Source organism: Ruegeria sp. BE1 (genome assembly GCF_056538885.1).
Genome location: NZ_JBQFTY010000006.1, coordinates 124,108 through 142,328, shown reverse-complemented (window position 1 = coordinate 142,328; position 18,221 = coordinate 124,108). Strand labels below are relative to the sequence as shown.

The following is an 18,221-nucleotide window of genomic DNA, read 5'->3' as shown; positions in this document are numbered from 1 at the left end:
AACGATGTGGTCAACTTCTTACGTGAAACTCAGACACCAACAGAGGAGTACCGCCATGAGCGTGAGCGCACATCTGACCGAACTGAAGAAGAAGCACGAAAATCTCGGTCTTGAAGTTGAACAAGCACAACGCTCGCCTGGCATCGACGATCTCCATATTGCGCAGCTGAAAAAGCAGAAGCTGAGGCTCAAGGAAGAGATCGAGCGATTGTCGAGTTAACGACGCAGACTGGCGCGCGCGGCAATCGTCGCGCCGCCTGTGATAAGCACCGCCGCGATCGCCAGACCCCAGGACGGGGCGGCGATCCCGGCCACAACCAAAGCCAGCGTAGACAGCAAAGGTGCCGCGTAGGACGCCGTGCCCAATATCTGAATGTCGCCCTGCTTGACCCCGATGTCCCACACATAAAACGCCAGCCCGACGGGTCCCAGCCCAAGGGCCGCGACCGAGGCCCAGCCAAAGGCGCTGCTGGGCCAGACTGTTTCCTCGATCGCCAAATGCAAAACACCCGACGCAACGGCTGTGGCAACGCAAAATACGGCCACTGAACTGGTCGGAGTATCCCCCAGCTTGCGCGACAACACCGAATAGCCTGACCAGGTCAGCGCGCAGAGCAATGCCAGACCATAGCCGGGCAGGTGGGCCGCCTGAAACCCCATCCCGCCGCCTCCGGCGATGATCACCGCGGCCCCGGCAAATCCGAGACAGGCGCCAAACAGATGTCCAAGGCGCAGGTTCTCGCCCGGCAGCAACCCGGAAAACAACACGATCAACAGGGGCCAGAGATAGGCGATCAAGCCTGCCTCGGCCGCTGGGGCCATGCGCAGGGCCGAGAAATACAGCGCGTGATAGCCAAACAGACCAATGGTGCCGAACAGATAGGTGGTCCAGGGCACGGTGCGCAATTGACGCAACCCGCCGCTGGCCCATGTCCAGATCAGGCCCAAGGTGCCGCCGATGGAAAAACAGATGGCGTTCAGCAAGAGCGGTGGCGTGGGCGAGGATCCGACGGTGAACAGGGCCAGCAAGGACCACAGCAGGACAGCGATGAACCCGATAGTCGTGGCGCGGGATCTGGTCATGAGGTGGGGACGTCTTCTACGGGGATGATCTTGAATGCGTCCGAAATATGCGCGGTTTTTTCAATCTCGGCAATGAACCAATCCCGAAAAGCCGCGATCTGAGGGCGTTTTTCGGCCCCCGGCAGGCAGAGAAAACGAAACCGCCCGCGTGTCTCAATCGCTGTTTTGAAAGGTGCGACCAGTCGCCCTTCGGTCAGGTCCTTCAGGATCATCGCGCGACGCCCCAAGACCACACCAACACCCGCAACAGCAGCATCAATCGCATGATCTGCGTTGGAAAAACGCGCGCCATGCTCGGGCGTGAACGTGATCCCCACGGCCCGAAACCACGTGGGCCAGTCACATTTCGGCCTGAGAAACGCAATCGAGTCGTCATGGATCAGGGGCGCATCCTTCAGGCTTTCGGGTGTCGGAAACTGCGCGGCCAATTCCGGGGTCATCACCGGGGTCAGCCATTCCTTGCGCACGGGTACGGAATAGAGCCCTTCGTCCGGGCCATAGCCAAAGCGTATGGCCACATCCACATCGTCTCGTTCAAGGTCCATGTTGCGCAAAGTGGCCGAGAATTTCAGGTCAATCTCGGGATGTGCCCGCGCAAACTCATACAGCCGGGGTGCCAGCCACTTGGCCGTCAGCGCCGGGCCCGCCGTGACCGTCAGACTGGTGTCGTCGCCCTGCCGCCGGGCCGCCTGCCAGGCGGTTTGCAGCGCCGCAAACCCTTCGGCCGCACCGGGGGCGAGCGCTCGCCCGGCATCGGTCAGTTCAACGGCGCGGTTCAGGCGACGAAACAGAGGACGGCCCAAGTGTTCCTCAAGCGATTTGATCTGGAACGACAATGCAGCCGGTGTCACGTGCAGCTCATCCGCGGCCTTGGCAAAAGACATATGCCGGGCCGCTGCATCAAAGGCACGCAGCGCTGTCAGGGGCGGAAAGGCGGCACTCATTCGATCAAGAATTTCTTAACTGGTTGTCGTAAAAAGCTCGTTTGTCAGCTTTGAAGATAAGGCGCATATTCAGGGAAAGTCAAGCAAAGCTGAACTGAAAGGATGCCTGTCATGATCGAGATGACCACAAACCCCGCAGCCGTCCGCGCGTTTCAGCGGGCCCATGCTGAGCGCGGCAAGATCATCAAAAACGCCCTTGCGTGGCTATTCGGTTCCCGCTGAACGCAGTGCACACGTTCTTACGGGATGAACAAGGGCCGGCCCAGAGTGGACCGGCCCTTGTTCGTGCTGTGCGTTCGGATTACGAGAAGAACTGAGCGCCGTTCGCCGAAATTGTCGAGCCATTGATGAACTGCGAGTCATCCGAGGCCAGGAAGGTCACGCAGCGCGCGATCTCGTCGGCCTCGCCCAGACGGCCTGCAGGAATCTGGCTGATGATGGCTTCACGCACTTTTTCAGGAACGGCCATCACCATTTCGGTTCCGATATAGCCGGGGCAGACCGCGTTTGCGGTGATCCCCGCCCGCGCACCTTCCTGTGCCAGCGATTTGACGATGCCCAGATCGCCCGCCTTGGTCGCGGCATAGTTCACCTGTGCGAACTGACCTTTTTGTCCATTGACCGAGCTGATGACGATGACGCGGCCAAACTTACGCTCGCGCATGCCGGGCCAGATCGGGTGAACGGTGTTGAACACGCCGGTCAGGTTGGTGTCGATCACCTGCTGCCACTGCTCGGGTGTCATCTTGTGGAAGGGTGCGTCACGGGTGATCCCTGCATTGGCGACCACCACGTCAATCGGGCCAAGCTCGGCTTCGACTTTCTCGATGCCTGCTTTGGATTCCTCATAATCGGCCACGTTCCATTTGTATGTGCCGATGCCGGTTTCCTCGGTGAAGTTTGCCGCCGCTTCGTCGTTCCCGGCATAGGTGGCCGCAACATTATACCCTTCGGCCTTGAGCGCCTTGGAAATTGCTGCGCCGATGCCGCGGGAACCGCCGGTAACGAGTGCTGTACGTGCCATTGAGGACTCCTCCAATTTTGATCTGTCTAGTAATTCTGTTACTTTGTGGGGTTTAATTGCGCAATATCGTTTCGCGTGAGTTTTGATCTTTCTTGCAAATGATAAAGGCGCATCTCAGGGGAAGGTTTGATCTAAAACAAAAAAGGGCGTCCATTGGACGCCCTTGGTATCGGGATGTCAGCGCATTCAGTCGCGCTCCACACACAGGGCGACGCCCATACCGCCACCGATGCAGAGGGTCGCGAGACCCTTCTTGGCATCGCGGCGCTTCATTTCAAAGAGCAGGGTGTTCAGAACGCGGCAGCCGGATGCACCGATCGGGTGGCCGATGGCAATCGCACCGCCATTGACGTTCACGATCGACGGGTCCCAGCCCATGTCTTTGTTCACGGCGCAGGCCTGTGCGGCAAAGGCTTCGTTGGCCTCGACCAGATCCAGATCGCCAACTGACCAGCCGGCTTTCTCCAGCGCCTTGCGCGACGCATAGATCGGACCGACGCCCATGATTGACGGGTCCAAACCGGCGGTCGCGTAGGATGCGATCCGGGCCAGCGGTTCGATCCCGCGCTTTTCGGCGTTTTCGGCCGACATCAGCAGCGTGGCCGCGGCCCCGTCATTCAGACCCGAAGCGTTTGCCGCCGTGACCGAGCCGTCCTTGGTGAAGGCAGGGCGCAGTTTGGCCATCGCCTCCATGGTCGCGCCGTGGCGGATGTATTCGTCGCTGTCCATCACGATGTCGCCCTTGCGGGTCTTGATGGTGAAGGGCGTGATTTCGTCAGCAAACTTGCCAGCCTTTTGCGCGGCTTCAGCCTTGTTCTGGCTGGCGACGGCGAATTCGTCCTGCTGATCGCGGCTGATCTGCCATTTCTCGGCGACATTCTCAGCGGTTTGACCCATGTGATAGCCGTTGAAGGCATCCCACAACCCGTCGCGGATCATCGTGTCGATATATTTCATGTCGCCCATCTTCTGACCCGCGCGCAAGGCGGCGGCATGGGGCGAAAGGGTCATGTTCTCTTGACCGCCGGCGGCGACAATCTCGGCATCGCCCAGTTGGATGTGCTGAGCCCCCAATGCCACGGCGCGCAGGCCCGAGCCGCAAACCTGATTGATACCCCAGGCCGCGCTTTCCTGCGGAAGGCCGGCGTTGATATGGGCCTGACGTGCAGGGTTCTGGCCCTGTGCGGCTGTCAGAACCTGACCCAAAATGGTCTCGCTGACTTCGTCCTTTTCGATCCCTGCGCGTTCAACGACGGCCTCAAGAACAGCCGCGCCCAAATCATGTGCAGGGGTGTTTGCAAATGAGCCACCAAAACTGCCGACGCCTGTCCGGGCAGCGGATGCGATTACTACGTTGGTCATTCAGACAATCCTTTACCATCAAGGTTCCGGGGGAACCCTAACGGCGCGCATCCCAAAGGCATAGCCCCTGTGAACCAGAGCGCCTTGCATTACCCCGCTTCAACTGTGCATGACATAGCGTAATGCTGCACGTGCAGCAACGGTCAGCTTGTCTCAGGCGTGGGCGAGGCCGGATTTCAGCGCTTAGCTGCCGGTTTGTTTGGCTTTTTCACCCTTCCACGGGGCCGAGACGGTAGGAGCCCCGAACAAGTACCCCTGCAGGCAATCGACGCCATTTGCCACCAGAAATGCGGCGTCTTCCTTGGTTTCGACCGATTCGGCTGTCACCAGAATCTCGAATTCTCGGGCCACGGCGACAAGGGCGCGCACCAGCGCCTGATTGTCGGAATTGCTGCTGACGCCCCGAACGAACTGTCCATCGATCTTGGCGGCATCGAACAGAAACTCGCGAAAGTGGCGGAAGCTGAAGTTGCTGGCCCCGAAATCATCCAGTGCAAAGGCCACGCCGCGCGGTTGCATCCGGTCCATGAAATCTATCACCAGCTCGGGCACTGTCATGGCAGAGCTTTCCGAAATCTCCAGTATCAATCGCTCACCGATATGGGCGTGCTTTTTTAGAAACCGCTCCAGCACGCGCGTATATCGTGCATAGCCGATCGACCGAGCAGACATGTTGATCGAAAGCCTGATATCCGGGGTTCTGGCCAATGTGCGCAGCCCCATCTCAAGCGCAACGCAATCCAGATCCCGCCCGATGGGGGTGTTTTCCAGTTGCGGCATGAAATCACGCGCGGGGATCACCCGCCCGGTTTCGTCCAGCACGCGGATAAACCCCTCATAAAAAGCCACGTCAAATGGCGGGTGGGCTTGCATCACTGGCTGAAAGGCCAGTTTGCATTGTTTGTGTTTCACCGCCTCAGTGGCCATTTGAACGGTGGACGTGTCACGGGATGCGACAGCCGCGTTCAAAGGGCTTTCCGCCCCTTCGGGCACATCCGCCTTGTTCTTGTCCCGCATCGCTTTGCCAATCCCTTTTGCGTCCACGCTTGGGAACGTATTTCAGGGCATAGTGATGAATCTGCGGTTAAGGCTTTTGGGTTTTCGGTGGATTATCGCGCGGTTTCCCAAACGCGTCCCAATGCGGCGGCTGCGCTGATCACCGCCCCGGCAAAGCCAAGGGTCATCATGGCAAACCCAAGGGCAATGATTGCTGATGGTCCGCCAGCCAGCGCCGTCAGCATCGCCAAAACAAGCCCGAGCAGGCCAAGAACGGTCGAAACAGTTGCTAGTCTGGACATTTTTACCTCCGGCCACTCGTTACGGTTCACTCCCCGCAAGATGGAGTCTGCGGTCCCGTTTTCAAGAATGTGGCCAAAGGGTTCGGCGGATTTAAGCCTGTTTTGCCTGCGGATTGGGCGATTTTGCCTCAAAATGCTCGAATCCGGGCGTTCCGCGATCTTCGGGGTTGCGGGCCAGGTGCTTGGCCTTGATCTGGTCCGAGCTGTCGCGGCTGCCGTCATGGCTGTAGCCCGGTGGGGCAAAGCAATAGGACAGACGCTCGCGCAGGGTCAGGCCCGGCTGCGTCGCGTCGCGCCAGATGCTGACCCATTCGTGAAAGGCCACGCGCAGCGGGTTGAACGTGCCGATATTATGAACCAGCCCGAAATCGACGCGGTCATCCTCTTGCTCGGGCACAAAGGTTCCGAACATCTTGTCCCAGACGATGAAGACGCCGGCATAGTTGCAATCCAGATACCGCGCGTTGCGCCCGTGATGCGCCCGATGATGGCTGGGGGTGTTCATCACCGCCTCGAACCAGCGGGGCATTTTGCCGATGGCCTCGGTGTGAATCCAGAACTGGTAGATCAGGTTCAATCCGCCGACGAACAGGACCATCGCCGGGTGAAACCCCAGCAGGATCAGCGGTGCCCGCACCACCATCATGAAAGTGAACGTATAGGTCCAGCTCTGCCGTAGCGCCGTGGTCAGGTTATAGTGCTGCGAGCTGTGGTGGTTCACATGGCTGGCCCAGACCCAGCGGATGCGGTGGCCAAAGCGGTGCACCCAATAGTACCGCAGATCATCCAGCACGAAACACAGGATGATCACCGGGATCGAGGTGCCCAGGTTCAGCGGAGTGATCTGCCACAACCACATGAAGAACCCATAGGCGATGAACCCCAGCAGAAAGCCGGACGCGATGTTGCCCGCGCCCATCACCAATGAGGTCACGGCATCGCGCGTCTCATACCGCCCGCCTTTGCCTTTGACGGCAATCCACAGGAATTCGGCCAGAATGGCGGCGATGAAAAAGGGCACGGCCCATTGTACAGCGTCGGGGAAGGTGATTTGGTCGGTCATGTGGCGTCCATCAGATGTTCCCAATGCGGGCGTTCGAATTCGTCAAGGCGGATGATGGCTTTGGGGGTGCCGAAATCGTGGAACTGGATCTCGAACCCGTCGGGATGGTCGATCCAGTCGTAATCCAGCAAGTGGCGCGCCACGGTGTCAGCCCCAAAGGACCACAACAGCCCGTTCCCGGTCTCGGTCCGGATCAGGGCGGAATGCTTGTCATGGGCAATAGTTATGTCGATGATCACATCATCGGGCGCATGGCGCAGCCATTCCGAGCGCGCGGTCTCGGGCGTCAGGTCGCGCATCCGCGACCGTCCGGTCAAATGCAGCAGCACGGTCACACCGACGATACCGCCGACGACCAGAACCAACAGAATTTCCAGTGGCATTCCATCCTCCTGCAGCCAAACTGCAAAGAGGAGAGGTCACTGTCAAAGGTGGCGTTGCGTCAGCGGAGCCGACCAATGAATCACAAATTAGTTTGAGATGGTGTAGGTCCCGCCCGAGTCGCCTTTGCCCTTGTTGCGGGTGAATGTCACCTGGTTTCCCTCCAGTGACACCCTTTGACAGTCTTCAGGCAATGCGTTGCCGCCGACGGTTACGTTTCTGCACCAGAACCTTTTGTTCCAAACCCATGCGCCAACCACTTTTGCGCCATTGTCCAACTGACCCGAGATTTTACCGTCTGACGAAATGACAAGTGAGGCCCCGTTCCCGACAAGTGTCTTGTCAGCGACGGCATCCAGAAACTGGTTTTCTTTCTTGATTTCTTTTGCTGTCGCAACTGTGGCGGAAACTGCCAGAACCGACAGGGTAGTTAAAACCAAATTCAGCATCTTCACAAAAAAATCCTCCCGCTTGAATGCAGCGGGAGGTTAGCACGATTCGTTGATTTCAGGGTGAGATCTTCAGCTTTCACCGCCCACGAGAGCGCCGACAATCGCCTTCGCGCTATCCGAGTTCCACTCGGCATCGCCGATCAGACGGGCGATTTCGTCGCCGTTGGGGTCAAGGATCACAGTGATCGGCAGGGCAATCACGCCGAACTCACGCGCCACGGCCGAGCCCGCATCCTGATGGCGGGGCAAGTTGTCGATGCCGTTTTCCTCGAAGAACTTCTTGATACCCGCAGGTGAGTTGCGCCCGGTGGCCAGCGTCACGACCTCAAACTTGTCGCCACCGAACTCTTCCTGCAGTTCGGCGATCTGGGGCATTTCCTTGCGGCAGGGCGCGCACCAGGTGGCCCAGAAATTCACCAGAACATATTTACCCTTGTAATCGGCCAGCGTTGCGGTGCCGCCGTCATCTTCCAGTTGGAATTCGACCGGAGTCTTGGTTTTGGGTTCCTTATGCAGGATCAGGCGCTTCAGCGTGCCTTCCCGCAAAGGCTTCAAAGTCTCTATATCGGCGGCCAAAGCTGCATTTGCACCCAGCGCAAGGGCCATATAAAGGGGGATCAGACGAAATAGGCGCATATCAACTCCGGGTTTTCTTACATGACCGATCAATCCTCGAACCAGATGTGGGGCGGCCGCTTTGCCGCCGGTCCAGACGCGATCATGGAGGCAATCAATGCCTCGATCGGGTTCGATCAGCGGATGGCAGCCCAGGACATCGCAGGCTCGCGCGCCCATGCCGCCATGCTGGCTGCCACAGGCGTCATAAGTGATAGTGATGCGCAGGCTATTCGGGAAGGGCTGCTCACAGTCTTGTCAGAAATCCAGTCCGGTTCGTTTCAGTTTTCGACCGCGCTGGAAGACATCCACATGAATGTCGAAGCGCGGCTGAAAGAGGTGATCGGAGAACCCGCAGGACGTTTGCACACAGGCCGCAGCCGCAATGACCAGGTTGCGACAGATTTCAAACTGTGGGTCCGCGATCAGTTCGACGCCGCCGAAACCGGCCTTCTGGCCCTGATCCGCGCGCTTTTGGCACAGGCCGAGGCGGGGGCCGATTGGGTCATGCCCGGCTTCACCCACCTGCAAACCGCGCAGCCGGTGACATGGGGTCACCACATGATGGCTTATGTCGAGATGTTTGGCCGTGATCTATCCCGCGTCCGTGATGCCCGCGCCCGGATGAACGAATCCCCCTTGGGCGCTGCGGCGCTGGCAGGCACGTCCTTCCCTATCGACCGTGCGATGACGGCCGAAGCACTGGGCTTTGACCGTCCCGCCGCCAACTCACTGGACGCGGTCAGCGACCGTGACTTTGCGCTTGAATTCCTGTCCACCGCCTCGATCTGTGCCGTGCATCTGTCGCGCTTTGCCGAGGAACTGGTGATTTGGTCTTCGGCCCAATTCCGATTTGTCACGCTGTCGGATCGCTTCTCGACCGGTTCGTCGATCATGCCGCAGAAGAAAAACCCCGACGCGGCTGAACTGATCCGCGCAAAGGTGGGCCGGATTTACGGCGCCAATACCGCACTGATGATGGTGATGAAGGGCCTGCCACTGGCTTATTCCAAGGACATGCAGGAAGACAAGGAACAGGTCTTTGATGCCGCCGACAACTGGATGCTGGCGCTTGCGGCGATGGAGGGCATGGTCAAGGATATGACCGCCAACCGCGAAAGCTTGGCCGCCGCCGCAGGCTCGGGGTTCTCGACCGCGACCGATCTGGCCGACTGGCTGGTGCGGGTGCTGGGCCTGCCCTTCCGCGATGCGCATCACGTCACCGGATCGCTGGTGGCCATGGCCGAAAGCAAAGACTGTGATCTGCCCGATCTGACGCTGGAGGACATGCAGTCGGTCCACGCAGATATTACGGATGATGTCTATTCTGTCCTTACTGTCGAAAATTCGGTAAACTCGCGCCAATCCTATGGCGGCACGGCCCCCGATCAGGTGCGTGCCCAGATCAAAAGGTGGAAGGCGCTGGTATGATACAGATACTCCGTGTGATCCTGCTGATCGCGGCCGGGTTCGCCCTGGCCGCCTGCGGTGCGGATGGCGAGCCGATCCAACCTACCATGAGCGCGAATATCGGCGTGGGCAGCAGCGGTACCCATGTGGGCGGCGGCGTGGGCCTGCAAAAGGGCGGTCTGGGTGTATTCCTGGGCATTTAACCTCTCAGTTCCGAAGAAGGCATCATGAAGTTTCTCCCCCTGATCCTATCGTTTGGCGTTCTGGCCGCCTGTGATCCGTCGTACAAACCCCGGCCTGAACCTACGGCGAACTCGGGCAGTTCCGGCATCTCGATCTCGGGCTATGGTCGGGTTGGCGTGTCGACGACGAACTGACCATCTGCCGCAAGTGCGTCGAATCCATTGATCCACGCGCCCGTTTTGGTCTAAGCGCGCGGGTATGGATCACTTTCTCTACCGCGACGGCGCGCTTTTCGCCGAGGATGTCCCGATTTCCGAAATCGCAGCCGCGGTCGGAACTCCGTTTTATGTCTACTCAACCGCAACTCTGCTGCGGCACTTCAAGCTGTTTGATGATGCGTTGGGCGGCCTGGATCACCTTGTCTGCTATGCGATGAAAGCGGCCAGCAATCAGGCCATTCTGAAGACACTGGCGCAGGCGGGCGCTGGAATGGATGTGGTCTCGGGCGGCGAATACCTGCGGGCCAAGGCCGCAGGGGTACCGGGCGACAAGATCGTATTCTCGGGCGTTGGCAAGACAGCGGATGAGATTCGCACCGCGCTGACCGGCGGCATCCGCCAGTTCAACGTGGAATCCGAGCCCGAGATGGACGTGATCAACGCGATTGCGCTGGAACTGGGCGTGGTTGCGCCGATCACTGTGCGGGTGAACCCGGATGTGGACGCCAAAACCCACGCCAAGATCGCCACAGGCAAGTCCGAGAACAAGTTCGGCATCCCGATCGCCCGTGCCTCAGAGGTTTACGCCCATGCCGCCACACTGCCGGGGCTGGACGTCATTGGTATCGACGTCCATATCGGTTCGCAACTGACCGAGCTGGAACCGTTCGAGTTGGCCTATACCAAGGTCGCCGAACTGACCGAACAGCTGCGCGCCGAGGGGCACAATATCCGCCGCCTTGATCTGGGCGGTGGGTTGGGCATCCCCTACACCCGCGCCAATGATGCACCGCCGTTGCCGGTGGAATATGGCGCGTTGATCCAGAAAACTCTGGGCCATCTGGGGTGCGAGATTGAAATCGAACCCGGCCGCCTGATCGCGGGCAATGCGGGTCTGATGGTCAGCAAGGTGATCTATGTGAAATCGGGCGAAGGGCGCGATTTCCTGATCCTGGACGGGGCCATGAACGATCTGATCCGTCCTGCGATGTACGAAGCATATCATGATATTGTTGCGGTGAACGAACCCGCGCCGGGCGTGGAACAGCAACCCTATGACATCGTGGGCCCTGTTTGCGAAACCGGCGATACCTTTGCCAAACAGCGCAATATGCCACCGCTTGCAGCAGGTGATCTGGTCGCATTTCGCAGCGCCGGCGCATATGGTGCGGTGATGTCCAGCGAATATAACACCCGCCCCCTGATCCCCGAGGTTCTGGTGCATGGTGATCAATTCGCCGTAATTCGTGAACGCCCAAGCTTTGACGAAATCATAAACCGCGATACCATACCCGAGTGGCTCTGACGCGATGACCGTGCGGGCCTGCTGACGGAGGCCCGCCTTGACCGCAAGACCGACCCTGCCGATACCAAGACCATCCCTGTGGCTGACGCATGCAGGGATGCTCGCTGAGCAGGTTTTGCGCGCGTTTTGGCCCTTTTTCACTGTTTTCATGGCGATTCTGGCCGTTTTGATGCTGGGCTTGCAGGACCTGGTTCGTGTTGAAATGGTCTGGGCGGTTGGTGCCGTGGCGCTGATCGGTCTGGTGGCAGCGCTGGTTCTTGGGATCAGGCGATTCCATTTCCCATCCCGCATCGAGGCGCTGACGCGGTTGGACGAATCCCTGCCGGGACGCCCGATACAGGCGCTGTTGGATGATCAGGCTATCGGGTCGATGGATGCGGATTCAGTCGCGATCTGGCAGGCGCACCAGACACGTATGGCGCAACGCGCGGCGCTGGCCGAGCGGGTTAAGCCTGATCTGCGGCTGGCTGAGCGTGACCCCTATGCTCTGCGATACATGGCCTTGTTGGCGCTGGTGATCGCAGCGTTGTTCGGCTCTTTCTGGCGCATAGGATCGGTCGCAGAGATGGCCCCCGGCGCTGCCGTGGCCGGGCAGGGCCCTAGCTGGGAAGGCTGGGTTGAGCCGCCACGCTATACCGGCTTGCCGACGCTTTATCTGGCGGATCAGACCGACCCGACATTGTCGATCCCGCAGGGCAGTCGCATCACCCTGCGCTTTTATGGTGAGGTCGGCGCGCACAGCCTGACTGAAACCAGCACACCGTTGGGCACGCAGGATGCAGCAGAGCCAGAACAGGAATTTGTCGCTGATCGGTCCGGAGAGTTGAAGATCACAGGCCCCTCGGGCCGTGACTGGGTTTTGGACGTCATTGCCGACACTGCTCCCGCCATTGGCGTTGCCGATGAGGCCGAGTCTGAGGCGGGCGGGCAGATGAAACTGCCCTTTGCGGCCAGCGATGATTATGGTGTTGTGTCCGGCACCGCCACGATCGAACTGGATTTGGCTGCTGTAGATCGGGACTATGGCCTGACCGTGGCCCCCGAGGCGCGCGACGTGATCGAGGTGGAACTGCCGATGCCGATCACCGGCGACCGGGATGATTTCACCGAGGACCTGATCGAAGATTTCTCACAGCACCCTTGGGCGCATCTGCCGGTGCGGATCACGTTGACGGCGCGGGACGCGGCCGATCAGGAAAGCCAGTCCGAGCCATATATGACCAACCTGCCCGCGCGGCGGTTCTTTGACCCGCTGGCAGCAGCGGTGATCGAACAGCGTCGCGACCTGCTGTGGTCGCGCGAAAACGCGCCGCGGGTTGCGCAAATTCTGCGGGCCGTGTCGCATCTGCCCGAGGGGTTCTTCCGCTCGGATACCGCCTATCTGCGGCTGCGCGTGACTTTGCGGCGGCTTGAGGCGTTCACCAAATATGATCTGAAGCCCAAGCAGCAGGAAGAGATTGCGCAGGCCCTTTGGGAACTGGCGATCATCATCGAAGAGGGCACGCTGGCCGATGCGTTGGAACGCATGCGCCGGGCACAGGAACGTTTGTCTGAAGCGATGAAAAACGGGGCCACCGACGAAGAGATCGCGGAGTTGATGCAGGAACTGCGCGAGGCGACGCAGGACTATATGCGCCAGCTCCAGCGTCTGGCGCAGGAAAATGGTGAGTTTGACGATAACCAGCAGGGTCAGAATGGCGAAACCCTGCAAATGACGCAGGATGACCTGCAGCGGATGATGGACCGCATTCAGGAACTGATGGAACAGGGCCGCATGGCCGAGGCGCAGCAGGCGCTGGAAGAGTTCCAGCAGATGATGGAAAACATGCGCGTCACCCAAGGTCAGGGCCAGGGTCAGCAATCCGAAGGCCAGCAGGCCATGGAGGGGCTGGCGGAAACCCTGCGCGAACAGCAGGGCCTGAGCGATCAGGCCTTCCGCGATCTGCAGGAACAGTTCAACCCCGGTGCGCAGGCCGGTGAAAGCGAAGGCAACGAGGGCCGCAATGGTGGTCTGGGCCGGGGCCAGAGCCACGAAGGTCAGGGCGGTCAGGGTCAGGGTTCGGATCAGGCCGAAGGCAATCCGCAGGGGCAGGGATCGCTTGCCGATCGCCAGCAGGCCCTGCGCGACGAGCTGGGGCGCCAGCAGCAAAACCTGCCCGGTGCCGGAACACCCGAAGGTGAAGATGCGCGCGAGGCGCTGGGCCGGGCTGGCCGTGCCATGGATGAGGCCGAAGAGGCGCTGCGTGGCGATGATCTGGCCGAAGCCATAGACCGCCAGTCCGAAGCGATGGAGGCCCTGCGTGAAGGTATGCGATCTCTGGGCGAAGCCTTGGCGCAAAACCAGCAGAACCAGCCGGGTCAGGGCACGCAAGAGGGCGACATGCAGGCCAATAACCGCGATCCGCTGGGCCGCAGCCCGGGATCAAGCGGCTCGCTTTCGACCGATGACAGCCTGCTGCAGGGCGAGGACGTGTATCGCCGCGCCCGTGAGCTACTGGATGAAATCCGCCGCCGCACCGGCGAAACGGACCGTCCGGAGGTCGAACTGGAATATCTGAAACGGTTGTTGGAGCGGTTCTAGGCCCCGGGCTCTTTGCGTTCGCTCGTCTCTCCGACATCAGCGGGGGGACAGACCGGTGGGCGGAAAATGAGTCTATACCGCCCCAAACCCTTTGGAAAGCGTGTCAGACGGATGGCTGGTTCTTGTCCTGGCCTTCGGTTCTTTTCTTTTTGTCCTGATCGACATGCCACTTGATGGCAAAGAACATGCCCACGCCCAGCACAATGATTTTGAACGGAAAAAAGATAAGAGGGAAGAGTTCAGACCAATGAGTCATAGATTGCATCCGCGCTGATGAATGACGCTGTTTTCAGTCAGGCGCGATACGTCCGAATTGTTTCGCACAACATCCGCCATAGTGACGCAGGCGCGCTGTGGCTGGTCGTTCGGTCTGAACGGATTGCGGATGCTCGCGGCTGATTGTACAGCCGCGACACACGCCATTTGTCAGTTCTGTGCTGAGCCCGAGGTCTGAGCCTCAAGCCAAATGCGGGCCTGATCTACCATTGAAACATAGGGCTCAAGGATCGGGTCGGCCTGCGGGACTGCCTCGCTGATCTGCTGGGCGTTGCCGTAGATCAGCACCAGCACAATTCCGATGATAAGGATCAGGGCAAAACCGCGCATAAAGCCACCGGATTTACGCGGCGCCTCGTCCCCGTCACCATCCCCGACCATGATGTCTTCTTTGCGCAACGTTGAATTGATCGCGTCGACATCGGGCAGCGCATCTTTTTGCCCTGCGTCTTGGGCCGTCTCAGATGTTGTCAGCTCTTTGATCGCGCGGTCTGTATCCGGGTCAGGTTCGGCCGGTGTATCCAACGCCAGATCCGGCTGAGTTTCCAGGCTGCTGCCCTCCTGCGCACGCAGGTCCGCCTCGCGGCTTGCTTCTTCCTGCAGGATACTGGCAACGGCGGGGTCGATATTTCCGGTTGCCGCGGGTTTCTCGGTGGGCGGGGCAGGTTCAGGTTCAGGCTGTGGCGTGTCTTTCGGTTTAACCTCGACCTTGATGTCCGTTCCTTTGGACTTGGGCTCTTCAACCGGGGCGGGCTCAGGCTCGGGTGGTGTGTCCTCGGCTACAGGCTGGGCTGCGGCAGGGGCGGGCTGATCCGGGTACTTGGCCTGAAACCAGGTTTTCTCGCAATTCGAGCATTGGACATCGCGGCCCTCTTCCGGGATAACCTCGTCGGGCACCTCGTACTGAGCGCTGCAATTGGGACAAGTAAGACGCATGCTGCCTCCTGGTCGGGCCGCGGCCCCGATAATAGTTTTTTCAGGGATGATATTCCGTTAAGACCTGACCGCAAAGGGTGTTTTCGGTTTCGCGGCATAAGTGTCACCAATTCGACCCGATGCAGGCATTGAAACAACATCCGCGCTCGGGCAAGAAGGGCGGCAACTAAAACGGGGGCCCCTGTGATCGAGCTGGAAAACGTCAGCTATACCTATGGCGGCGGTGAATTGCTGAGTAACGTGTCCTTGCAATTGCAGGCAGGTTCGTTCCACTTTTTGACCGGCCCGTCCGGCGCGGGCAAGACCACATTGCTTAAGCTGTGTTATGGGGCGCTGTTGCCTACATCCGGTCGACTCAGCGCGTTCGAACAGGATGTGTCGGGCCTGGATCGGGATCAGATGGCCCTGTTGCGCCGTCGGATCGGGGTCGTGCATCAGGATTGTCAGTTTCTGGATCACATGACGGTGGCTGAGAACGTAGCCTTGCCGCTGATGGTGTCGGGGCGCGCCGAATCCGCGCAGCCAGATGATCTGAGCGAATTGTTGTCCTGGGTCGGCCTCGGCGCGCGTCTTGAGGCGCGCCCACCGGAACTGTCGGGGGGTGAGCGTCAGCGCGCCGCACTGGCCCGCGCGGTTATCCTGTCGCCGGATGTGGTTCTGGCGGACGAACCGACAGGCAATGTGGATTGGGAAATGTCGCAACGTCTGCTGCGGTTGCTGGTCGAGTTGAACAAGATGGGCAAAACAGTGCTGATCGCTACCCATGACCTGAGCCTGATCCGCGCCGCCAAAAGCCAGGTTCAGGCGCGGGTGCTGCGCATCTCGCAACGTCAGGTGCAATTGGCGGGGGCGGATTTATGAGCAAAGGGATGATCCGGAACCTGCTGCAACGGGATACACGGGCGGACAAGGTTGTGCCGCCCACCGGCTATACGGCGCAGCTGACGCTGTTTGTCTCGGGTGCGATGGCGTTTCTTGCCGTGTTTGCGCTGGCGTTGTCGTTGGCTTCGGGGCGGTTGGCCGACCGATGGGCCAGCGAATTGGCCGGGGCGGCCACCTTGCGGATCAATGCGCCGGCAGATCAGCTTGCGGCTCAGACCGAGGCGGCACTGACAGTGCTGCGCCAGACCCCCGGCATCGCATCGGCCCGGGCCCTGACGGCCGAAGAACAGGCCGCACTGCTGTCGCCATGGTTCGGCCCTGACTTGCCGCTTGAGACGCTGCCCATCCCGCAACTGATCGAGATTGTCGAGGGTGAACCCGGTCTGGACGCCACTGGCCTCCGCCTGCGTCTGGGGGCCGAGGTACCGGGCGCGGTATTGGACGACCACACCCGCTGGCGCGAGCCGTTGGTGGATGCGGCGATGTCGCTGCGGCGGCTGGGCTGGATTTCGATCCTGCTGATTGGTGGCGCGACGGCGGCAATGATCACGCTGGCCGCGAATGCCTCGCTGGCGGCCAACGCGCAGATCATCGGCGTCCTGCGTCTGATCGGTGCGCGAGATGGCTTTATTGCCCGCGCCTTTGTGCGGCGGTTCACCTATCGCGCCTTTTTTGGCGCCGTTGTCGGCGTGTTGCTGGGCATGACCGGGGTGCTGCTGCTGCCCGAGGCCTCGGATGAGGGCGAGTTTCTGACTGGTCTGGGTTTTCAGGGATTGGGCTGGCTCTTGCCCGCGTTGATCCCGGTGCTGGGCGCGACCGTTGCCTTTCTGGCCACCTGGACCGCCGCCAGCCGTAAATTGAAGGAACTGTCGTAATGGCTCTTGCGCTTCAATGGATACGCTCACTGATCTTCATGATCGTGATTTATGTCTGGATGCTGATCCTGGGCATTGTCTTCGCCCCCTACGCCCTGTTCGCCAAGCGCGGCGCACGGCAGGCGTGCAAGACCTATGCAGCCACCACAATGTGGCTGGCCCGCTGGATGATCGGGCTGCGCACCGAGGTTCGCGGTACTCCGCCCGTAGATGAGGTGGTCATCGGGGCCAAGCATCAGTCCTTTCTGGACATCATTATGATTTTCAACGCCGTACCTCAGGCCAAGTTCATCATGAAGAAAGAGCTGATGTGGACGCCGATTATCGGGATTTACGCCAAACGTCTTGGTTGCATTCCGGTGGATCGGGGCAAAAAGGGCGCGGCGGTGGCCAAGATGGTCAAGGATGTCGCAAAAGAGTTCTCCGAGCCCGGACAGCTGGTCATCTACCCGCAGGGCACGCGTGTGGCACCCGGATTGTGCAAGCCCTATAAGGTCGGGACAGCAGTTTTGTATGAGGGGCTTGGCTTTCCCTGCGTTCCGGCTGCCACCAATGCGGGTGTCTTCTGGCCCCGCTCGGGCATTCTGCGCAAACCCGGCTTGGCGATTGTCGAATTTCTTGACCCTATTGAACCGGGCGTCGGGCGGGATGATTTTCTAAGCCGTTTGGAAGACGACATCGAAACACGATCCAATGCCTTGATGAAAGAAGTGGGGTTCAATCCGGATGGAATTCATTGAAGATATCGAAACGCTCGAGTCGCTTTACGGAACCACCGCAGCCCCCGCGCTGCGCAAAGTGGCGTTCAGCCTGACGCCTCTTTATCGCAAATGGATCATGGCCTCGCGTCTGTGCATCCTCAGCACCGTGGGCCCTGAAGGAACCGATGGCAGCCCGCGCGGTGACGACGGCCCGGTGGTGGCAGAGCTTGACCCCAAAACGCTGGCCATGCCGGATTGGCGGGGCAACAACCGCTTGGATTCCTTGCGTAACATCGTGCGTGATCCGCGCGTGTCGTTGATGTTCATGGTGCCGGGATCAAACAACGTGATACGGGTAAACGGTACCGCACGGCTGACAACCGATACTGACCTGCGGGCCCGGTTCGAAAAGAACGGAAAGCTGCCCGCTACAGTCGCTGTGATCGAGATTTCCGAAATTTATTCGCAATGCGCCCGTGCACTGCTGCGCGCCCGGACCTGGAGCGGTGATGATGAAACCTCGGACCTGCCCACCATGGGTCAGATTTTGGCCGAGGCATCAAATGGCGAAGAAGGCGGCGCGCACTACGACGCAGAATGGGGAGCGCGCGCCGCTAAAACGATGTGGTAG

23 protein-coding genes are annotated in these 18,221 nt (G+C 60.0%); 11 read left to right on the top strand and 12 right to left on the bottom strand.

Annotation, left to right across the window (positions count from 1 at the left end; translation table 11 throughout):
- Window positions 1–55: 55 nt before the first annotated feature.
- The gene (locus ACR0J5_RS17130) at window positions 56–220 is read left to right on the top strand and encodes a YdcH family protein (protein ID WP_170353553.1); all 165 of its coding nucleotides are present in this window, start codon (window positions 56–58) and stop codon (window positions 218–220) included.
- Here ACR0J5_RS17130 and yddG read toward each other — a convergent pair.
- The 10 genes from yddG to ACR0J5_RS17080 all read right to left on the bottom strand — a co-directional run bounded on the left by yddG (window position 217) and on the right by ACR0J5_RS17080 (window position 8,243).
- Window positions 217–1,083, bottom strand: coding sequence for an aromatic amino acid exporter YddG (gene yddG, locus ACR0J5_RS17125; RefSeq protein ID WP_480655512.1), 867 nt, complete (start codon window positions 1,081–1,083; stop codon window positions 217–219). The two genes, ACR0J5_RS17130 and yddG, sit on opposite strands and share 4 nt — an antisense overlap.
- Window positions 1,080–2,027, bottom strand: a complete 948-nt coding sequence (locus tag ACR0J5_RS17120) for a transcriptional regulator GcvA (RefSeq protein WP_480655510.1) — start codon at window positions 2,025–2,027, stop codon at window positions 1,080–1,082. The genes yddG and ACR0J5_RS17120 overlap by 4 nt, the downstream gene beginning before the upstream one ends.
- 301 nt (window positions 2,028–2,328) lie before the next feature.
- Window positions 2,329–3,051: an acetoacetyl-CoA reductase gene (gene phbB, locus ACR0J5_RS17115; protein ID WP_480655508.1), complete on the bottom strand. Its 723-nt coding sequence runs from the start codon at window positions 3,049–3,051 to the stop codon at window positions 2,329–2,331.
- A gap of 186 nt (window positions 3,052–3,237) precedes the next feature.
- Window positions 3,238–4,413, bottom strand: a complete 1,176-nt coding sequence (locus ACR0J5_RS17110; RefSeq protein ID WP_480655506.1) for an acetyl-CoA C-acetyltransferase — start codon at window positions 4,411–4,413, stop codon at window positions 3,238–3,240.
- Window positions 4,414–4,596: 183 nt separating this feature from the next.
- Window positions 4,597–5,430: an EAL domain-containing protein gene (locus ACR0J5_RS17105; protein WP_480655504.1), complete on the bottom strand. Its 834-nt coding sequence runs from the start codon at window positions 5,428–5,430 to the stop codon at window positions 4,597–4,599.
- A gap of 92 nt (window positions 5,431–5,522) precedes the next feature.
- Window positions 5,523–5,711 carry a hypothetical protein gene (locus ACR0J5_RS17100; protein ID WP_480655502.1) on the bottom strand — a complete coding sequence of 63 codons (189 nt, stop codon included), beginning with the start codon at window positions 5,709–5,711 and terminating at the stop codon, window positions 5,523–5,525.
- 91 nt (window positions 5,712–5,802) lie between these two features.
- A complete protein-coding gene (locus ACR0J5_RS17095) occupies window positions 5,803–6,774 on the bottom strand; it encodes a sterol desaturase family protein (protein ID WP_480655501.1) in 972 nt (323 codons plus the stop codon).
- Window positions 6,771–7,157 (bottom strand): hypothetical protein, encoded by a 387-nt coding sequence (locus ACR0J5_RS17090; RefSeq protein WP_480655499.1) that lies wholly within the window; start codon window positions 7,155–7,157, stop codon window positions 6,771–6,773. Before ACR0J5_RS17090 ends, ACR0J5_RS17095 begins: the two co-directional genes overlap by 4 nt.
- 87 nt (window positions 7,158–7,244) lie before the next feature.
- Window positions 7,245–7,604: a hypothetical protein gene (locus tag ACR0J5_RS17085; protein ID WP_480655497.1), complete on the bottom strand. Its 360-nt coding sequence runs from the start codon at window positions 7,602–7,604 to the stop codon at window positions 7,245–7,247.
- A 72-nt stretch (window positions 7,605–7,676) separates the two neighbouring features.
- Window positions 7,677–8,243 (bottom strand): TlpA disulfide reductase family protein, encoded by a 567-nt coding sequence (locus ACR0J5_RS17080; protein ID WP_480655496.1) that lies wholly within the window; start codon window positions 8,241–8,243, stop codon window positions 7,677–7,679.
- Between the two features lie 21 nt (window positions 8,244–8,264).
- Here ACR0J5_RS17080 and argH point away from each other — a divergent pair, with 21 nt between their 5' ends.
- The 5 genes from argH (at window position 8,265) to ACR0J5_RS17055 (ending at window position 13,920) form a co-directional block, all read left to right on the top strand.
- Entirely contained in the window at window positions 8,265–9,653 is a 1,389-nt protein-coding gene (argH, locus tag ACR0J5_RS17075) for an argininosuccinate lyase (RefSeq protein WP_480655494.1), read from the top strand.
- Window positions 9,650–9,835: an argininosuccinate lyase gene (locus tag ACR0J5_RS17070; RefSeq protein WP_480655492.1), complete on the top strand. Its 186-nt coding sequence runs from the start codon at window positions 9,650–9,652 to the stop codon at window positions 9,833–9,835. Before argH ends, ACR0J5_RS17070 begins: the two co-directional genes overlap by 4 nt.
- Window positions 9,836–9,859: 24 nt before the next feature.
- Window positions 9,860–10,009: a hypothetical protein gene (locus ACR0J5_RS17065; protein ID WP_480655491.1), complete on the top strand. Its 150-nt coding sequence runs from the start codon at window positions 9,860–9,862 to the stop codon at window positions 10,007–10,009.
- Window positions 10,010–10,073: 64 nt separating this feature from the next.
- Window positions 10,074–11,339: a diaminopimelate decarboxylase gene (gene lysA, locus ACR0J5_RS17060; RefSeq protein ID WP_480655489.1), complete on the top strand. Its 1,266-nt coding sequence runs from the start codon at window positions 10,074–10,076 to the stop codon at window positions 11,337–11,339.
- A 37-nt stretch (window positions 11,340–11,376) separates the two neighbouring features.
- On the top strand, window positions 11,377–13,920 hold the full coding sequence (locus ACR0J5_RS17055; RefSeq protein WP_480655487.1) for a TIGR02302 family protein: 2,544 nt from the start codon (window positions 11,377–11,379) through the stop codon (window positions 13,918–13,920).
- Window positions 13,921–14,023: 103 nt separating this feature from the next.
- On the opposite strand, the gene ACR0J5_RS17050 is transcribed toward ACR0J5_RS17055, so the two are convergent.
- A complete protein-coding gene (locus ACR0J5_RS17050) occupies window positions 14,024–14,176 on the bottom strand; it encodes a hypothetical protein (protein WP_480655485.1) in 153 nt (50 codons plus the stop codon).
- A 17-nt stretch (window positions 14,177–14,193) separates the two neighbouring features.
- Here ACR0J5_RS17050 and ACR0J5_RS17045 point away from each other — a divergent pair, with 17 nt between their 5' ends.
- Complete coding sequence (locus tag ACR0J5_RS17045; protein WP_480655483.1) at window positions 14,194–14,319, top strand: hypothetical protein; 126 nt, start codon at window positions 14,194–14,196, stop codon at window positions 14,317–14,319.
- A 27-nt stretch (window positions 14,320–14,346) separates the two neighbouring features.
- Here the strand turns inward: ACR0J5_RS17045 and ACR0J5_RS17040 are convergent, their stop codons facing one another.
- Window positions 14,347–15,132, bottom strand: a complete 786-nt coding sequence (locus tag ACR0J5_RS17040; protein WP_480655482.1) for a zinc-ribbon domain-containing protein — start codon at window positions 15,130–15,132, stop codon at window positions 14,347–14,349.
- A gap of 183 nt (window positions 15,133–15,315) precedes the next feature.
- Here ACR0J5_RS17040 and ACR0J5_RS17035 point away from each other — a divergent pair, with 183 nt between their 5' ends.
- Genes ACR0J5_RS17035 through ACR0J5_RS17020 form a run of 4 tightly spaced genes read left to right on the top strand, consistent with a single transcriptional unit; the run spans window position 15,316 to window position 18,221 of the window.
- Window positions 15,316–15,993 (top strand): cell division ATP-binding protein FtsE, encoded by a 678-nt coding sequence (locus ACR0J5_RS17035; protein ID WP_480655480.1) that lies wholly within the window; start codon window positions 15,316–15,318, stop codon window positions 15,991–15,993.
- Window positions 15,990–16,889 (top strand): cell division protein FtsX, encoded by a 900-nt coding sequence (locus tag ACR0J5_RS17030; RefSeq protein ID WP_480655478.1) that lies wholly within the window; start codon window positions 15,990–15,992, stop codon window positions 16,887–16,889. Before ACR0J5_RS17035 ends, ACR0J5_RS17030 begins: the two co-directional genes overlap by 4 nt.
- Window positions 16,889–17,629, top strand: coding sequence for a lysophospholipid acyltransferase family protein (locus ACR0J5_RS17025; RefSeq protein WP_480655476.1), 741 nt, complete (start codon window positions 16,889–16,891; stop codon window positions 17,627–17,629). Before ACR0J5_RS17030 ends, ACR0J5_RS17025 begins: the two co-directional genes overlap by 1 nt.
- Window positions 17,616–18,221, top strand: a complete 606-nt coding sequence (locus ACR0J5_RS17020; protein ID WP_480655474.1) for a pyridoxamine 5'-phosphate oxidase family protein — start codon at window positions 17,616–17,618, stop codon at window positions 18,219–18,221. Before ACR0J5_RS17025 ends, ACR0J5_RS17020 begins: the two co-directional genes overlap by 14 nt.

Coding starts and splice junctions, on each gene's coding strand:
- ACR0J5_RS17130 (WP_170353553.1), top strand. CDS start 56: ATGAGCGTGAGCGCACATCTGACCGAACTGAAGAAGAAGCACGAAAAT.
- ACR0J5_RS17070 (WP_480655492.1), top strand. CDS start 9,650: ATGATACAGATACTCCGTGTGATCCTGCTGATCGCGGCCGGGTTCGCC.
- ACR0J5_RS17050 (WP_480655485.1), bottom strand. CDS start 14,176: ATGACTCATTGGTCTGAACTCTTCCCTCTTATCTTTTTTCCGTTCAAA.
- ACR0J5_RS17095 (WP_480655501.1), bottom strand. CDS start 6,774: ATGACCGACCAAATCACCTTCCCCGACGCTGTACAATGGGCCGTGCCC.
- ACR0J5_RS17030 (WP_480655478.1), top strand. CDS start 15,990: ATGAGCAAAGGGATGATCCGGAACCTGCTGCAACGGGATACACGGGCG.
- ACR0J5_RS17100 (WP_480655502.1), bottom strand. CDS start 5,711: ATGTCCAGACTAGCAACTGTTTCGACCGTTCTTGGCCTGCTCGGGCTT.
- lysA (WP_480655489.1), top strand. CDS start 10,074: ATGGATCACTTTCTCTACCGCGACGGCGCGCTTTTCGCCGAGGATGTC.
- ACR0J5_RS17085 (WP_480655497.1), bottom strand. CDS start 7,604: ATGCTGAATTTGGTTTTAACTACCCTGTCGGTTCTGGCAGTTTCCGCC.
- ACR0J5_RS17110 (WP_480655506.1), bottom strand. CDS start 4,413: ATGACCAACGTAGTAATCGCATCCGCTGCCCGGACAGGCGTCGGCAGT.
- ACR0J5_RS17040 (WP_480655482.1), bottom strand. CDS start 15,132: ATGCGTCTTACTTGTCCCAATTGCAGCGCTCAGTACGAGGTGCCCGAC.
- ACR0J5_RS17105 (WP_480655504.1), bottom strand. CDS start 5,430: ATGCGGGACAAGAACAAGGCGGATGTGCCCGAAGGGGCGGAAAGCCCT.
- ACR0J5_RS17025 (WP_480655476.1), top strand. CDS start 16,889: ATGGCTCTTGCGCTTCAATGGATACGCTCACTGATCTTCATGATCGTG.
- phbB (WP_480655508.1), bottom strand. CDS start 3,051: ATGGCACGTACAGCACTCGTTACCGGCGGTTCCCGCGGCATCGGCGCA.
- ACR0J5_RS17020 (WP_480655474.1), top strand. CDS start 17,616: ATGGAATTCATTGAAGATATCGAAACGCTCGAGTCGCTTTACGGAACC.
- ACR0J5_RS17065 (WP_480655491.1), top strand. CDS start 9,860: ATGAAGTTTCTCCCCCTGATCCTATCGTTTGGCGTTCTGGCCGCCTGT.
- ACR0J5_RS17045 (WP_480655483.1), top strand. CDS start 14,194: ATGAATGACGCTGTTTTCAGTCAGGCGCGATACGTCCGAATTGTTTCG.
- ACR0J5_RS17120 (WP_480655510.1), bottom strand. CDS start 2,027: ATGAGTGCCGCCTTTCCGCCCCTGACAGCGCTGCGTGCCTTTGATGCA.
- ACR0J5_RS17080 (WP_480655496.1), bottom strand. CDS start 8,243: ATGCGCCTATTTCGTCTGATCCCCCTTTATATGGCCCTTGCGCTGGGT.
- argH (WP_480655494.1), top strand. CDS start 8,265: ATGACCGATCAATCCTCGAACCAGATGTGGGGCGGCCGCTTTGCCGCC.
- ACR0J5_RS17090 (WP_480655499.1), bottom strand. CDS start 7,157: ATGCCACTGGAAATTCTGTTGGTTCTGGTCGTCGGCGGTATCGTCGGT.
- yddG (WP_480655512.1), bottom strand. CDS start 1,083: ATGACCAGATCCCGCGCCACGACTATCGGGTTCATCGCTGTCCTGCTG.